Source organism: Streptomyces sp. NPDC043853, assembly GCF_056436025.1.
Genome location: NZ_JBWKDJ010000019.1, coordinates 40,452 through 54,618, shown reverse-complemented (window position 1 = coordinate 54,618; position 14,167 = coordinate 40,452). Strand labels below are relative to the sequence as shown.

The following is a 14,167-nucleotide window of genomic DNA, read 5'->3' as shown; positions in this document are numbered from 1 at the left end:
CTCGATATCCTCTTAAGTCTTACTCGGGCGAGAACCGCCCCACCGGCAAGAGGCAGAGAGCATGATCGAGGCAGTCGGCCTGACCAAGCGCTTCGGCGCGAAGACCGCCGTCGACCAGCTGTCCTTCCAGGTCAGGCCCGGTCACGTGACGGGATTCCTGGGACCCAACGGCTCCGGCAAATCCACCACCATGCGCATGATCCTCGGCCTGGACCGGCCCACCGCCGGCCGCGTCACGATCAACGGGCACCCCTTCCGGGAGCTGCCGAACGCGCAGCGCAGCGTCGGGGCGCTGCTCGACGCGAAGGCCGTGCACGGCGGCCGCCGGGCCCGCACCCACCTGCTCTCCCTCGCCCAGCTCTCCGGCATCCCGGAGAAGCGGGTGGACGAGGTGCTGGGCGTGGTCGGCCTGCGGGACGTGGCCCGTCAGCGCACCAAGGGCTTCTCCCTCGGCATGGGCCAGCGGCTGGGCATCGCCGCCGCCCTGCTCGGGGACCCGGAGGTGCTGCTGTTCGACGAACCGGTGAACGGCCTCGACCCCGAAGGCATCTACTGGGTCCGCAACCTCATGAAGCAGCTCGCCGCCGAGGGCCGCACCGTCTTCGTCTCCTCGCACCTGATGAGTGAGATGGCCCTCACCGCAGACCACCTGATCGTGATCGGCCGCGGACGGCTGCTGGCCGACATGGGCGTGCAGGAGTTCATCGCCCGCAATTCGGCCGGATTCGCTCGGGTCCGGGTCGCCGGCACCGGCCCCGGAGACCGGCAGACCCTGGGCGAGCTGCTCGTCAAGGAGGGCGGCCGGGTGCTCCAGGAGCCCGACGGCGCCCTGCGGGTGACCGGGCTGGAACTGCCCCGCATCTCCGACCTCGCGCACGGGGTCGGCGTACGGCTGTGGGAGCTGTCCCCGCACAAGGCCTCGCTGGAGGAGGCGTACATGCGGATGACGCAGAGCTCCGTCGAGTACACCTCCACCGACGACCCCCGGGCCGAGCTCTTCGAGACCGACCCGATGGCGCTGCCGCCCTGGGAGGACGGGAGCTCTGCGGAGCTGGCGGTCGAGACCGCCGCCGGGTTCTACGCTCCCCCGCCGCCGGGCGCCCCCGGCAGCCGGCCCTTCCTGATGCCCCGCACCCCGGCGGAGCTGGCGGGCGAGTCCCCGGACCACGGGGACGCCCACGCGAACCACGCCGCGAACCACGCCGCGAACGACCCGGAGGAGGCCCGATGACCGGCACCACCGGCCCTGCGAACGCCCCGGCCATGGGCCCGGCCGCCACCCCGGCCACCCCCCCCATGGGCCCGGCCGGCACGACCACGGCCGGCGGTACGGCCACCGCGTACACCTCGCCGCTGCCCGCCCCGCGGCCCAGCCTCGCGCACGCCGTGGCCTCGGAGTGGACCAAGCTGGTCTCGGTGCGCTCGACCCTGTTCACCCTCGGCTCGCTGGTGCTGGTGGTGACCGGCATCGGCGGACTCGCGGTGACGCAGACCGGATCCGCTGACTACGCGCAGATGCCGTTCACCGGCCCGGCCATGTTCGGCCTGATGGTCGGGCAGGTGTCGGTGATCGTGCTGGGGGTGCTGGCCATCACCTCCGAGTACGGCACCGGGCTGATCCGCACCACACTGACCGCCGCCCCGGACCGGAACCGGGTGCTGACCGCGAAGTACATCGTCTTCAGCACGGTCGCCTTCGCCGTGGTGGCGGCCTCGGTCTTCCTCGTCGGCATCGCCGCCGCCCTGGTGCACTCCGGCCGCGGGGCCGGGGTGCACTCCGCCTCCGAGTGGTCGGGAGCGCTGGGCGGCAGCCTGTACGTCACCCTGCTCGGGGTGCTGGCGCTCGCGGTCGGTGCCCTGGTGCGGCACTCGGCGGGCGGTATCGCCCTGATGCTGGGGCTGGTGACCGTACCTCCGGTGCTGGGCTCGATGCTCGGCGTGTGGGAGGCGACCGCGGACTTCGGCGCGCTGCTGATCGGCTACAGCTCTCCGCTGGCCCTGATCCAGCTGTTCGGCGCGAACGGGGACAACGCGGACACGGGCGAGATGTCCATCCCGGGCGACCTCGCCCAGCTGCTCGTGCTCGGCCTGGTCACGGCGGCCACGGTGGCCGCCTCGTACGCGGTGGTCGGCCGCCGCGACGTCTGACCGAGGGCGATGCGGAGTCCGCGGGCCCGTCCGGCCCGACGGATCCCTCAGTGCCTGGGCGCGTTCCTGGACCGCTGCACCTTGGTGGTGCGGCGGTCCTTCGCGTTCCAGCAGGCCTTGTGCCAGTGCCGGCGGTCGTCCACACCGCCGTACTCGGGCCAGGCCACCAGGTGCGGGGTGCCGGAGGGGATCTCCTGGTCGCAGCCGGGGCAGCGGTAGCGCTTGCCCACCGTGCTCGCTCCCGCGACGTGCCGCACCTTCCAGTCCTCGCCCATCCACTCCTCGGTGCTCTCCAGGCCGAAGCGGCCGGGAGGGGTCCGAGGGCCTTCGGCCGGGTTCTCTCCACCCCTGGGGCGGTTGTGGCGCGGTGACACGTATACCTCACGAAGCAGCGGACGGAAGGGACTTTCCACCAGACTACGCGGAGCGAGTCGGGGTACCCGCAGGGTGTTCAGGGAGCGGATCCCGCAGCGGGAAGGGGCCCGGCCGCGCCGAACCGAGCTGGGCCGAAAATCTCAATAACTTTCCTGTCAGGCCGTGCCTTTGGCACGTGTCAGACGTTGTTGCCAGGGAGGGGGGAGCCGCGTCAGCCGCGAGGAGGCAGAAGGCGATGCGCGTAGGAGCGTTTGTACTGGCGGCCCAGTTTCCGGGCCAGGGACAGGGGGAGGCGCTGCACCGGGCGGTGCGCACCGCGGAGGTGGCGGAGGAGGCCGGGCTGGACTCGGTCTGGGTCGCCGAGCACCACTTCGTCCCGTACGGGGTGTGCCCGTCGGCGGTGACCCTGGCCGCGCAGCTGCTCGGCCGGACCAGACGGCTCCGGGTCGGCACGGCGGTGAGCGTGCTGCCGAACACCCACCCGGTGGCGCTCGGCGAACAGGCCGCCCTGCTGCACCTGACCTCGGGCGGCCGGTTCACCCTCGGGGTGGGCCGGGGCGGTCCCTGGGTGGACCTGGAGGTGTTCGGCGGCGGCCTGGCGGCGTACGAGCGGGAGTTCCCGGAGGCCCTCGACCTGCTGCGACGCTGGCTCGGTGAGTCCCGGGTCGGGGCGGTCGGCGAGCGGTACGCCTTCCGCGAGGTGGCCGTCGTACCGCGGCCGGCGGAGGCGCTGGACGGTGACGGAACAGGACCGGAACTGATCCTCGCCTGCACCTCGCCCACCTCGGTACGGGCCGCCGCCGAACGCGGACTCCCGATGCTGCTGGGCATGCACTGCGGGGACGAGGACAAGGCGGCGATGGTCGCCCTGTGGCGGGAGACGGCGCTCGCCGCGGGCCACTCCCCCGACACCGTCCGGGCGGCGGGCCATGTCTCGGCAGGTGTCTGCCAGCTGGCGGACCGGACGGCGGACGCCCGGGAGACGCTGCTGAAGGCGATGCCGGACTGGCTGAAACAGGGACTCGACGCCCATGTGACCGTGGACGGGCGGCACCGCTCGATGCGGGACCCGGTCGCGTACACGGAACTGCTCTGCGACCTGCACCCGGTCGGGACGGTGGAACTCGCCGCGGACCGGCTGGCGGCCACCGCCGAGCGCACCGGGATCAGCCGGTTCGCGCTGCTGGCCGAGGGCTCGGGCGACCTCGCGGCGACCGAGGAGAACGTACGGCGGCTGGGCGCCGAGGTCCTTCCCCGCCTGATCTGACGGCGGGCGGGGCCACGGCGACATGGCGGCGGAGGCTGCCGCTCCGGGTGCGGAGCGGCAGCGAAGAGCCTGCGAATCGTTCGGGTGGATCGGTTCGATCTGATTGATCGGGATGATCTGGTTGATCGGGATGTTCGGGATGGAGACGGGCAGGTGGGGCAGCCGGCCGGCCGGGCTCAGCAGTCCCGGAGCTCCGGGGACTGGTTCAGCAGCTGACCGCGGATCGACGTGAACTTGGCCAGCCGGTCATCGGCCGAGGCGTCCAGGGGGAACACCGCGACCCGGTGGCAGTTCTGGAAGGCGAGCCGCACTCCGAAGTGCCGCTGCAGCGCACCGCGTATCGCGTCACTCGCGAGCGCACGCAGCAGCTGGCCACGCGCCTGCTCGTCCGGCGGCGGCGTCTGGTTGTCGGCGAACTCTCCGCCGTCCACCTTCAGCTGGGCCACCAGCGAGCTGATCATCTCCCATGCGAAGGGCAGGGAGGTCCGGACGCAGTCGACGAAAGCGGCTTCGTCGACCTCGCCTCGCTCGGCCTGTTCGAGTAGGGCCGGTGAGACGTCGAGCGACATGGGTTCTCCTCTCGCGACCCCGGCCGTTTCGGTGACCGGAGTCTTACGGGCAGGGAAGGAGGCGCCGCGACGCGCGGCGACGAAGTGTGCGCGTTCGGCAACCTCCTGCTCACCACGGTAGGCGTCCCATGGGGACCGCACCAGGAGAATGCGCATACAACGCGCCATCCGCGAACGGGGCTTTCGGGGGCGAATCGCGTGAGGGCGGCTCCGTCGAGTAGCGTTGCCGACCATGCGTCTCGTCATTGCCCGCTGCTCCGTCGACTACGCGGGCCGGCTCACCGCCCATCTGCCCTCCGCACCCCGTCTGATCCTCGTGAAGGCCGACGGCAGTGTCTCGATCCACGCGGACGACCGGGCGTACAAACCGCTCAACTGGATGTCCCCGCCATGCACCCTCAAGGAGGGGACGGGGGACGACGAAGGCGTCTGGACGGTCGTCAACAAGGCGGGCGAGAAGCTCATCATCACCATGGAGGAAGTCCTCCACGACTCCTCGCACGAGCTGGGCGTGGACCCCGGACTGATCAAGGACGGCGTCGAGGCCCACCTCCAGGAGCTGCTGGCGGACCGCATCGAGACCCTGGGCGAGGGCTACACGCTGATCCGCCGCGAGTACATGACGGCGATCGGGCCGGTGGACATCCTGTGCCGGGACGCCGACGGGGGCACGGTGGCGGTCGAGATCAAGCGGCGCGGTGAGATCGACGGCGTGGAGCAGCTCACCCGCTACCTGGAACTGCTGAACCGGGACCCGCACCTGGCGCCGGTCCGCGGCGTCTTCGCGGCCCAGGAGATCAAGCCGCAGGCTCGCGTGCTCGCCACCGACCGCGGCATGGACTGTGTGGTCCTGGACTACGACGCCATGCGCGGCATCGAGGACGACAAACTCCGCCTGTTCTGAGGCCCGCCTCCGACCGGCCCGGCCTCGGACAGCTCCGGGTCCGGCCTCGGGCGGCTCCGGGTCCGGGGGCGATGACTGCCCGGCGGGCCGTGCTCGGGCGGCTCCGGGTCCGGGCGCCATGACTGCCCGGCCGGGCCGTGCCGGGGCTCGGGCGGCTTCGGGTCCGGGCGCGATGACTGCCCGGCGGGCCGGGGTTGGGGCGGCTTCGGGTGCGGGGGCCGAGGGCTCCGGGTGGGGGCATCCGGGACGGCATGATTTACGGCGCGTTGCGCGGAGTCCGGTTGTCGGGCGGGGGGCGCGCCACAAATCACGCTTGAGTGTCCCGGACACCCCCACCCTCCACCCCCGACCCCCTCCCGCCACACCCCGGCCTCCGGCAAGGTCGTGACAGAAGCCGAACGGCGCGGGCAGCCGAACTACCGCGGTGTGGGCAGGCGTCCCGCAGGGCGATGGGGGTCCCCCCTGCTCGAGCGAAGTCGAGAGCTTGGGGGAGGGTGGGCACACCGGGACACCGCCGCGTGCGGCTGGAACCCGTCCCACCCGAAGCCGGCCTCCAGGAGCGGGCCCAGACCCGGAAACCCTGCCTGGGGCGCAGCCCCGCAAGGGGCCCGGGGCGCAGCCCCGCAAGGGGCCCGGGGCGCAGCCCCGCAAGGGGCCCGGGGCGCAGCCCCGCAAGGGGCCCGGGGCGCAGCCCCGCAAGGGGCCCCGGGCGCAGCCCCGCAAGGGGCCCCGGGCGCAGCCCCGCAAGGGGCCCCGGGGCGCAGCCCCGCGAGGGGCCCGGGGCGGAGCCCAGGAGGGGGCGGGGCCGGAGTCACGCCCGCGGGGAACGCGCCGTCAGGAGGACTGGCTCGCCGCAGGCGACTGACCGCTCGCGGACGACGAGCTCGACGGCGTAGCCGTCGGAGACGCCGGCGAAGTCGAGGTCGGCGCTGCAGAAGTAGGCGCAGCCGAAGTCGCGGGCGGCGACGAGACCGGCGAGGACACCGGCGGCGAGGACGACGGCCGGCCCGAGGGGGTCCTGCTCGCGCTCCCCGACGTCGAGGGCGACACCGAGACCGAGGCACTCGCCCCCGGCGACGCGCTGGACGTGGCCGTACCGGACGGCGACGCGCTGCCGGACGACGGCGGCCGCGAGGTCCCCGCCACCTCCTCCGAAGGCTCCGGCGCAGGATCGTTCCAGCTGTTCTTGGGGTCGACCGAGGTAGCCGTCCCGAACTTCGGCTGCACGCCCGGTGCCGAACCGTCGCCCGAGGTCAGCACCAGGCTGATGCCGGTGCCGAGCAGGGCCACCACCAGGACGGCCGCGCCGGCCAGCACCACCGGGTCCCGGCGGTTCTGCTTCGGTCGCTGCCCCGCGGGCGCCGGGCCGAGGTGGACGTCGTCCTCGAAGGCCGCGGCCCGCGTGGTCGGCACCGTCTCGGGAAACGCCGGCCGGGCCGCCGACGCAACCGGCGCCGCCCCCGACAGCAGCGGCACGACCTGCGTGGCCGCCTCCGAGCCGCCCGCGGCGGCCAGGTGCGCGGCGGCCGCGGCGGCCGCGGGCGCTCCGGCGGCGGCAGCAGCGGCCGCGGCGGGCCGGACGGACGCCGCGGGGGCAGCGGCCGAAGGTCCGCCGGGAGCCGAGCCCGGCCGCGCCGTCCCGCCGCCCCGAAGGGGCAGCGCGGGCGTCCCCGCGGCCCCGCGGGGCAGGGCCGGTGCGCCCGAAGGGCCGGCCGCGCCGGTGGCGGGCATCCCGCCCTGCGGCGCCTCCAGCCGCAGCGGGGGCGAGGCGACCGCCGGTACGTCCGCCGCGGCCCGTTCCCGGTCCGCGACCAGCGCCAGCGCGCGCCGCCCCGCGACGGTCCCGCGCTTGTCCGCCAGTGCGCCGCGCAGCCCGATCGACGCCTCCAGTTCCGCCCGGGCCCGGTCCAGCCGGCCCCCGCACAGCGCGAGCACGCCCAACTCGTGGTGGAAGTAAGCCTGTTCGGCGACCTCGCCGGCCGTCCGCGCGGCCTCCGCGCCGGCCCGCAGCACCCGCTCCCAGGCACCCCACTGCAGCGATGCCGCGAAGGCGGGTGCGGCGGTGCGCGCCAGCATCACGCCCGCGACCACGTCCGCGCCCGCGAGTGCCGCCAGTACCGCGTCCGTCTCCGCCGCCACCCGCTCGGGGGTGACCGAGGCGTGCCCGGTCCACCAGGCGTAGTGGCGGGCCGCCGTACGCGCCTCTTCGGTCGGCTCCCAGCCGACGTCGGCCAGCTGGCGCGCCACGCCGGCCGCCAGCCGGTACCGGGGCCCGGCGGCGGTCAGCAGGCCGCAGGCCAGGAGTTCGCCGACGGCCAGATCCGCGTGGGTGTCCCCGACGAGGGCCGGCAGGTGTGCGTGGTGCGGCATCTCGCCGCCCAGTGCGCAGGCGAGGCGGAGGGCCGCCTTCGCGGCCTCGCCGGCCCGGGCGGCCAGCAGCTCGGCGGGAGCGGCGCCTTCCGCCAGGGTCGGTGCCGGAACCGGTGCCGCGTCGCGCGGGCGCTCCTCGAAGACGCCCGGCTCGTCGGCGCCTTCCTCCTCGGACTCCGCGACCCGCCGGTTGAGTTCGTCGCGCTGCCGCAGCAGCGCCGCCGCCTGGACGAACCGCAGGGGCAGCCCCTCCGAGGCGAACCGCAGGTCCCCGGCCCAGGCGGTCTCCTCCTCGGTCAGGGCCCGCCCGAGCGCCGTCTCCAGGAGTTCCGTGCAGCCGGCCCGGGTGAGCCCGCCGAGGGCGACCTCCTCCAGGTGGGCGTCCTCGGAGGGCGCCGGGGTGTCGGGGGTGGCGGCCAGCAGGTAGGCGCATTCCGGGGTGGCGCGCAGCAGTTCGTCGAGGGCCGGGCCGCCGAGGTCCAGGTCGTCGACGAGCACGATGGCGCCGATCTCCCGTACGCCGGTGAGGAGTTCGTCCCGGTCGGGCCGCCGCAGGTCCGCGTCGTACACCGTGGTGTAGAGGGCGTGCAGGAGCTCGCCGGTGGTGTGCCGGTGCCCGGAGAGGCGTACGACCCCGTCCGGTGCGAGTGCGGCGCAGTCCTCGGCGACCGCGTCGAGGAGGGTGGTGCGGCCGGATCCGGAGGGTCCGGTGAGCCGTACGGAGCGGCCACGCCCGAGCAGCCGTACGAGCCGCTCCCGCTCCTCCTCGCGCTCCAGCACGGGGAGGGCGGGCAGACCGGGGCCGGGCGGTACGGCGGGCAGTGCGGCGGCGGCGAGGGAGGCGCGGGCGGCGGCGCCGCGACGGGCGGGGCGGCCGGCCTCCGCGGCGGTGTCCCGGCCGGGGCGGCGCGGTTCGATCTCGCTGCCGTCCACGGGGTTGACGGTCAGGGTGAACGGGCCGGCCGTCAGCGTGACGACCCGGGCCGGGCCGGTCGCGGATCCCCCCGCGCCGCCGGCCGGTGCTCCCGTCGGAACCTCCGGCTCCGAGCCACCGTGCCCCTGTGTGCGGTCCATGACCCTGCCCCCCGATCCCATCGTGCGGGCCCAAACCTAAACGGTGGCCACGACGGCCGGAACCGCAGGGGGTCCATCACCACCGGACCGTTACGTTTCGCCCGGTCTGCGCGCACACAAGCGGGGCCACACACTCCGGTTGCACACCGGGGGCTCACACCCGGGGCAGGGACTCCGCCTCCAGGCCGCCCTCGATCGCGAGGATCCGGTGCAGTCGGGTCGCGACCAGCAGGCGCTGCATCTGCGGCGGCACCCCGCGCAGCACCAGCCGCCGCCCGGTCCGGCCGGCCCGCCGGTGCGCACCCATGATGACGCCCAGGCCGGTCGCGTCCCAGGAGTCGAGGGCGGTGAGGTCGAGGACCAGATCACCGGCGCCGTCGTCGAGGGCGGTGTGCAGGACCGTACGGGCGTCCGCCGCGCTGCGCACGTCGAGGCGGCCCCCGACAGCGAGTTCGGCGTGGTCGCCCCTGATGTGCATATGTGCTCCCCGGCAGGACTGCGTAGGCGTGCAACTCTCACTGCAACTGACTGCCGCGCGGGCAGGGAAGTTGCCGACCGTGAGCGAACCGATACCTAATTCACCCGTGGGGGTGAGAAAGGTATCGGCCGCTATCGACAGGTTCCAACTGGTTTACGGGCGCGCCGTGAGCGCTCAGTGCTTGTAGAAGCCCTGCCCGCTCTTGCGGCCGATGTCGCCCGCGTCGACCATGCGGCGCATGAGCTCCGGCGGCGCGAACTTCTCGTCCTGGGACTCGGTGTAGATGTTGCTGGTGGCGTGCAGCAGGATGTCCACGCCCGTCAGGTCGGCGGTGGCGAGGGGGCCCATGGCGTGCCCGAAGCCCAGCTTGCACGCGATGTCGATGTCCTCGGCGGACGCCACGCCCGATTCGTACAGCTTCGCCGCCTCCACGACCAGGGCGGAGATCAGACGGGTGGTCACGAAACCGGCCACGTCGCGGTTGACCACGATGCAGGTCTTGCCGACGGACTCGGCGAAGGCGCGGGCGGTGGCGAGCGTCTCGTCGCTCGTCTTGTAGCCGCGGACCAGCTCGCAGAGCTGCATCATCGGGACGGGCGAGAAGAAGTGGGTGCCCACGACCCGCTCCGGGCGCTCCGTCACGGCCGCGATCTTGGTGATCGGGATGGCGGAGGTGTTGGAGGCGAGCACGGCGTCCTCGCGGACCAGCTTGTCCAGGGCGCGGAAGATCTCGTGCTTGACCTCGAGCTTCTCGAAGACGGCCTCGACGACGATGTCGGCGTCGGCGACGGCCTCCAGCTCGGTGCTCGTGGTGATCCGGCCGAGCGCCGCCTCGGCGTCCTCGGCGGAGAGCTTGCCCTTGGCCACGAACCGGTCGTACGACGCCTTGATACCGTCGGTCCCCCGGGTCAGGGCGGCGTCGGTGACATCGCGCAGGACGACGTCCCAGCCCGCCTGAGCGGACACCTGAGCGATCCCGGAACCCATCAAGCCGGCACCGATGACGGCGAGCTTCCCAGCCACTGCACACCCCTAGATCTCGTAGGTCTCCGGCGGAGAGTAGCGCTCGCGGGCGGCCGTGTGACCGGGAAGTAACACGCGTCACGTCTCAGATGACGGACATCACACCGGTCCGGCCCAGCGGCCCGACCGGGCCCGGGACTTCACCCCCCGCCGGACTACGCTGACGGCATGGTGAACCTCACTCGCATCTACACCCGGACCGGCGACAAGGGCACGACGGCGCTCGGCGACATGAGCCGGACGGCCAAGACGGACCTGCGGATCTCCGCGTACGCCGACGCCAACGAGGCCAACGCGGCGATCGGGACCGCGATCGCGCTCGGCGCGCTGCCCGAGGAGGTCGTGAAGGTCCTGGTCCGGATCCAGAACGACCTGTTCGACGTGGGGGCGGACCTGTGCACCCCGGTGGTGGAGAACCCGGAGTACCCGCCGCTGCGGGTGGAGCAGTTCTACGTCGACAAGCTGGAGGCGGACTGCGACCGCTTCAACGAGGAGCTGGAGAAGCTGCGGAGCTTCATCCTGCCCGGCGGCACCCCGGGCGCGGCCCTGCTGCACCAGGCCTGCACGGTGGTCCGCCGCGCCGAGCGCTCCACCTGGGCGGCGCTGGAGGTGCACGGCGAGACGATGAACCCGCTCACCGCCACCTACCTGAACCGGCTTTCGGACCTGCTGTTCATCCTGGCCCGCACCGCCAACAAGGAGGTCGGCGACGTCCTGTGGGTCCCCGGCGGCGAACGCTGACCGACAGCGCCCGGGCCGCTCAGAGCCTGCGGTAGATCTCCCGGCGGTGACCCACTTCGATCACCAGAATGACGAGCTTGCCGTTGTCGACGGTGTAGGCGATCCGGTACGCGCCGACCCGCAGCCGGTACAGCGCGTCGTGGCCGGACAGCTCCTTCACGTCCGCGTGTTCGCGGTACGGGTCCTCGCCCAGAAGGCTCAGGGCGTGAAGCAGGCGCAGCGCGGTCGGCTGGTCGATGCCGCGCAGTTGCCGTCGTGCCGTGGCCGTGAACTCGAAGGCGTACTTCACGCCACGTCCGACGCGGGGGGCCCGAAGAGGTCGGCGAGGACGTCCGCCAGCGTGGCCCGCGGCTCGTCCCCCTCCTCGGCCAGGGTCCGCAGGGCCTGGCGGGCGAGCAGTTCGTCCGCCGCCTCCTCCAGCGCCTCGTACTCCTCGATGGGCACGATCGCGGCGACCGGGGCACCGGCGCGTGTGATGACGGTCGCCTCGCCGCCCTGCGCCTGGTCGAGCAGCTTCGCCAGGTTCGCCCTGGCCTCGCGGACGGACACGGATTCATCCATACCAGCAGTGTACCCGGCACCGTGTACACCAAGCGGGTCAGCGGATCTGCTCCGGCTCGGTGGAGGCGGCGACAGGGGCCTTTTTCGGCCAGATCGTGTAGGCGGCGGCGACCAGGGCGTGGATGCCCGTGATCCGGAGCGCGGTGAACTGCCAGGACTCCAGCGAGCCGGTGTCGCCCGAGTCGCCGACGTAGAGGATCGCGCCCTGGAGCAGGGCGAGCGCGACCGCGGCGGCGACCAGGGTGCGCAGCCACAGCTTCCACTCGTGGACGGCGCGGGCCTTGCCGTAGCCTGCGCCGGGCGGCTTCGGGCCGCCGGCGAGGCGGTGGGCGGCGTGCGCGTCCAGCCACGTGATCGTGTAGTGCCCGAAGGCGACGGTGTAGCCGATGTAGAGGGCGGCCAGGCCGTGCTTCCAGTCGGGCTCGGCACCGTTCTTCAGGTCCACGGTGGTGACGATGAGCAGCACGAGTTCGAGCAGCGGCTCCAGCAGCAGGACCGCGGCTCCGAGCCGGGGCTTCTTCGCGAGGTAGCGCAGGGCGAGGCCGGCCGCGAGCAGCACCCAGAAGCCGACCTCGCAGGCGATGATCAGCGCGACGATCACAGCGGTGTCTCCGTTCGGGATCAGTGGGTCACCCCTCAAGGTTCCCGCCGGGACCTGCCGGATTCGTCGTCTGCGGAGACGACCTTCCACTGCATCCTTCGATGTACTGGGGATTCACCTCCCGCGTCGACGCCCGGGCGGTCCGCACCGTGTTGGATGGTGCCGTGAGACTGCCGCCGCACTTCCGCCCCCACCGCCACGACGTGGTCATCGCCGTGGTCAGTGTGCTCGCCGGCCTGGCGCTGTGGTCGCTCGGGCTGTACACCACCTCCTTCCGGGACCTGCTGCCCGCGTGGGCGGCCCTGGTGCCGCTGGCGGTGATGGGCGTGCTGGAGCTGTTCCGGCGGACCGCCCCGCAGACGGCGCTGTCCATCGGGACCATCGCGGTGATCGCGGACCAGTTCACAGCCGGCAACCTGGCCACCGTCTTCATGTTCACGGACGTGATGTACGCCGCCGTGGTCTACGGGCGGCCCGCGTTGGCCCGCCGGCTGCCCGTGAGCACGGGGCTGATCACCGTCGCCGTGACCCTGATCGCGGTGGCCTGGCTGCGCACCCCGGAGTCGGTCCTGATCGGGGTGGTCGTCGGCATCGTGTGCTTCGGCCCGGCGCTGACCGGGGCCTCGGTCCGCAACCACCGAGAGGCGGCGGAGGCGGCCCGGCTGCGGGCGGAGCAGACCGCGCTGCTGGCCGAAATGGACCGTAAATCGGCCATCGTCGCCGAGCGCGCCCGGATGGCCCGGGAGCTGCACGACATGGTGGCCAACCACCTGTCCGCGATCGCCATCCACTCCACCGCCGCGCTGTCCATCGACGACCCCGGCACCAGCCGGGACGCGCTGGGGGTGATCCGGGAGAACAGCGTGCAGGGCCTGTCGGAGATGCGCCGGCTGATCGGGCTGCTGCGGGAGGCGGGGGCGGAGCAGGAGCCGGTGGCGGTGCCCTCGCTGGACGGGCTGGAGGCACTGCTGGAGCAGGCCCGTACGACCGGTTCGGCGAGCGGGCTGGACTTCGTCCTGGAAGACGGCCGGCCGCGCGGCGGGGAACCGCTGCCGGCGCCGGTGGAGCTGGCCGCGTACCGGATCGTGCAGGAGTCGCTGACCAACGCGCTCAAGCACGCGGTGCCCGGTACGGTCCGGATCCGGCTGGCCCGGTCCGACGGACTGCTGACGGTGCGGGTGGACAGTCCGTACGGGGAGCGGCCGGGGCCGCGGGCGCCCGGCTCCGGCGCCGGGCTGGTCGGCATGCGGGAACGGACGGAGCTGCTGGGCGGTGAGTTCGGCGCGGGCCGGGACGGCTCGGTGTGGCGGGTGCGGGCAGTGCTGCCCGCCGAGGAGAAGGCGGTGGAGGCATGACGATCAGGGTGCTGGTGGCGGAGGACCAGTCGGCGGTACGGGCCGGGCTGGTGCTGATCCTGCGCAGCGCGGGCGACATCGAGGTCGCGGGCGAGGCCGCGGACGGCGAGGAGGCGGTCCGGCTGGCCCGGGAGCTGCGGCCGGACCTGGTCCTGATGGACGTCCAGATGCCGAGGCTGGACGGGGTGGCCGCGACGGCGCGGGTGGTGGCCGAGGGACTGGCCGACGTGCTGGTGCTGACCACCTTCGACCTGGACGAGTACGTGTTCGGGGCGCTGCGCGCGGGAGCGGCGGGCTTCCTGCTGAAGAACGCCGATGCCCGGGAGCTGATCGAGGCGGTCCGTACGGTCGCCCGCGGAGAGGGACTGATCTCACCGGCGGTGACCCGGCGGCTGATCGCGGAGTTCGCGGCACCGCGCACCGCCCGCCCGGCTGCCGCCCCGGTCGACCCGGCGCGGAGCGCGGCCGTGGAGGCGCTGACCCGGCGGGAGCGGGAGGTCCTGTCCTGTCTGGGCGAGGGGCTGTCGAACGCGGAGGTGGCGGCACGGCTGGGGATGGCGGAGGCCACCGTGAAGACCCACGTCAGCCGGCTGCTCGGCAAACTGAACCTGCGCAGCCGGGTCCAAGCGGCCGTGCTGGCACAGGAGTTGGGCCTCTAAGGGGTCCTGGCGGGACATCCATAGGTTTGGTCCAGACCTCTT

Annotated in this window: 15 protein-coding genes; 7 read left to right on the top strand and 8 right to left on the bottom strand. The window is 73.3% G+C overall.

The window, feature by feature from the left end; all coding sequences use genetic code 11:
* Window positions 1-61: 61 nt before the first annotated feature.
* Together AC067U_RS34015 and AC067U_RS34010 are read left to right on the top strand one after the other, a co-directional pair.
* Window positions 62-1,231 carry an ABC transporter ATP-binding protein gene (locus AC067U_RS34015; RefSeq protein WP_478833695.1) on the top strand — a complete coding sequence of 390 codons (1,170 nt, stop codon included), beginning with the start codon at window positions 62-64 and terminating at the stop codon, window positions 1,229-1,231.
* The gene (locus AC067U_RS34010) at window positions 1,228-2,148 is read left to right on the top strand and encodes an ABC transporter permease (RefSeq protein ID WP_478833694.1); all 921 of its coding nucleotides are present in this window, start codon (window positions 1,228-1,230) and stop codon (window positions 2,146-2,148) included. The genes AC067U_RS34015 and AC067U_RS34010 overlap by 4 nt, the downstream gene beginning before the upstream one ends.
* Window positions 2,149-2,195: 47 nt before the next feature.
* On the opposite strand, the gene AC067U_RS34005 is transcribed toward AC067U_RS34010, so the two are convergent.
* Entirely contained in the window at window positions 2,196-2,522 is a 327-nt protein-coding gene (locus AC067U_RS34005; RefSeq protein ID WP_478833693.1) for an ATP/GTP-binding protein, read from the bottom strand.
* Between the two features lie 236 nt (window positions 2,523-2,758).
* Between AC067U_RS34005 and AC067U_RS34000 the strand changes: the two genes are divergently transcribed.
* Window positions 2,759-3,790: an LLM class flavin-dependent oxidoreductase gene (locus tag AC067U_RS34000; RefSeq protein ID WP_478833692.1), complete on the top strand. Its 1,032-nt coding sequence runs from the start codon at window positions 2,759-2,761 to the stop codon at window positions 3,788-3,790.
* Window positions 3,791-3,966: 176 nt separating this feature from the next.
* On the opposite strand, the gene AC067U_RS33995 is transcribed toward AC067U_RS34000, so the two are convergent.
* Complete coding sequence (locus tag AC067U_RS33995) at window positions 3,967-4,359, bottom strand: SCO5389 family protein (RefSeq protein ID WP_150207310.1); 393 nt, start codon at window positions 4,357-4,359, stop codon at window positions 3,967-3,969.
* 232 nt (window positions 4,360-4,591) lie between these two features.
* Here AC067U_RS33995 and nucS point away from each other — a divergent pair, with 232 nt between their 5' ends.
* A complete protein-coding gene (nucS, locus tag AC067U_RS33990; protein WP_478833691.1) occupies window positions 4,592-5,263 on the top strand; it encodes an endonuclease NucS in 672 nt (223 codons plus the stop codon).
* Between the two features lie 834 nt (window positions 5,264-6,097).
* On the opposite strand, the gene AC067U_RS33985 is transcribed toward nucS, so the two are convergent.
* The 3 genes from AC067U_RS33985 to AC067U_RS33975 all read right to left on the bottom strand — a co-directional run bounded on the left by AC067U_RS33985 (window position 6,098) and on the right by AC067U_RS33975 (window position 10,208).
* Window positions 6,098-8,707: an ATP-binding protein gene (locus AC067U_RS33985; RefSeq protein WP_478833690.1), complete on the bottom strand. Its 2,610-nt coding sequence runs from the start codon at window positions 8,705-8,707 to the stop codon at window positions 6,098-6,100.
* Window positions 8,708-8,861: 154 nt separating this feature from the next.
* On the bottom strand, window positions 8,862-9,185 hold the full coding sequence (locus AC067U_RS33980) for an STAS domain-containing protein (protein ID WP_478833689.1): 324 nt from the start codon (window positions 9,183-9,185) through the stop codon (window positions 8,862-8,864).
* A 174-nt stretch (window positions 9,186-9,359) separates the two neighbouring features.
* Complete coding sequence (locus tag AC067U_RS33975) at window positions 9,360-10,208, bottom strand: 3-hydroxyacyl-CoA dehydrogenase family protein (RefSeq protein ID WP_478833688.1); 849 nt, start codon at window positions 10,206-10,208, stop codon at window positions 9,360-9,362.
* A 168-nt stretch (window positions 10,209-10,376) separates the two neighbouring features.
* Between AC067U_RS33975 and AC067U_RS33970 the strand changes: the two genes are divergently transcribed.
* Window positions 10,377-10,949: a cob(I)yrinic acid a,c-diamide adenosyltransferase gene (locus AC067U_RS33970; RefSeq protein ID WP_478833687.1), complete on the top strand. Its 573-nt coding sequence runs from the start codon at window positions 10,377-10,379 to the stop codon at window positions 10,947-10,949.
* A 19-nt stretch (window positions 10,950-10,968) separates the two neighbouring features.
* On the opposite strand, the gene AC067U_RS33965 is transcribed toward AC067U_RS33970, so the two are convergent.
* From AC067U_RS33965 to AC067U_RS33955, 3 genes are read right to left on the bottom strand one after another with little or no spacing between them, the layout of a single operon-like run.
* Complete coding sequence (locus AC067U_RS33965) at window positions 10,969-11,238, bottom strand: type II toxin-antitoxin system RelE family toxin (RefSeq protein WP_478833686.1); 270 nt, start codon at window positions 11,236-11,238, stop codon at window positions 10,969-10,971.
* A complete protein-coding gene (locus AC067U_RS33960; RefSeq protein ID WP_478833685.1) occupies window positions 11,235-11,510 on the bottom strand; it encodes a type II toxin-antitoxin system Phd/YefM family antitoxin in 276 nt (91 codons plus the stop codon). Before AC067U_RS33960 ends, AC067U_RS33965 begins: the two co-directional genes overlap by 4 nt.
* A 37-nt stretch (window positions 11,511-11,547) precedes the next feature.
* Window positions 11,548-12,111 (bottom strand): hypothetical protein, encoded by a 564-nt coding sequence (locus tag AC067U_RS33955; RefSeq protein WP_478833684.1) that lies wholly within the window; start codon window positions 12,109-12,111, stop codon window positions 11,548-11,550.
* Window positions 12,112-12,263: 152 nt separating this feature from the next.
* Between AC067U_RS33955 and AC067U_RS33950 the strand changes: the two genes are divergently transcribed.
* Together AC067U_RS33950 and AC067U_RS33945 are read left to right on the top strand one after the other, a co-directional pair.
* Window positions 12,264-13,466, top strand: a complete 1,203-nt coding sequence (locus AC067U_RS33950; protein WP_478833767.1) for a sensor histidine kinase — start codon at window positions 12,264-12,266, stop codon at window positions 13,464-13,466.
* On the top strand, window positions 13,463-14,125 hold the full coding sequence (locus AC067U_RS33945; protein ID WP_478833683.1) for a response regulator: 663 nt from the start codon (window positions 13,463-13,465) through the stop codon (window positions 14,123-14,125). Before AC067U_RS33950 ends, AC067U_RS33945 begins: the two co-directional genes overlap by 4 nt.
* The last annotated feature ends 42 nt before the right edge of the window (window positions 14,126-14,167 follow it).

What these genes read in the sequence shown, in the direction of transcription:
- AC067U_RS33995 (WP_150207310.1), bottom strand. Translation starts at nt 4,359, where the DNA reads ATGTCGCTCGACGTCTCACCGGCCCTACTCGAACAGGCCGAGCGAGGC.
- AC067U_RS33980 (WP_478833689.1), bottom strand. Translation starts at nt 9,185, where the DNA reads ATGCACATCAGGGGCGACCACGCCGAACTCGCTGTCGGGGGCCGCCTC.
- nucS (WP_478833691.1), top strand. Translation starts at nt 4,592, where the DNA reads ATGCGTCTCGTCATTGCCCGCTGCTCCGTCGACTACGCGGGCCGGCTC.
- AC067U_RS33970 (WP_478833687.1), top strand. Translation starts at nt 10,377, where the DNA reads ATGGTGAACCTCACTCGCATCTACACCCGGACCGGCGACAAGGGCACG.
- AC067U_RS33945 (WP_478833683.1), top strand. Translation starts at nt 13,463, where the DNA reads ATGACGATCAGGGTGCTGGTGGCGGAGGACCAGTCGGCGGTACGGGCC.
- AC067U_RS34010 (WP_478833694.1), top strand. Translation starts at nt 1,228, where the DNA reads ATGACCGGCACCACCGGCCCTGCGAACGCCCCGGCCATGGGCCCGGCC.
- AC067U_RS33960 (WP_478833685.1), bottom strand. Translation starts at nt 11,510, where the DNA reads ATGGATGAATCCGTGTCCGTCCGCGAGGCCAGGGCGAACCTGGCGAAG.
- AC067U_RS34015 (WP_478833695.1), top strand. Translation starts at nt 62, where the DNA reads ATGATCGAGGCAGTCGGCCTGACCAAGCGCTTCGGCGCGAAGACCGCC.
- AC067U_RS34000 (WP_478833692.1), top strand. Translation starts at nt 2,759, where the DNA reads ATGCGCGTAGGAGCGTTTGTACTGGCGGCCCAGTTTCCGGGCCAGGGA.
- AC067U_RS33985 (WP_478833690.1), bottom strand. Translation starts at nt 8,707, where the DNA reads ATGGACCGCACACAGGGGCACGGTGGCTCGGAGCCGGAGGTTCCGACG.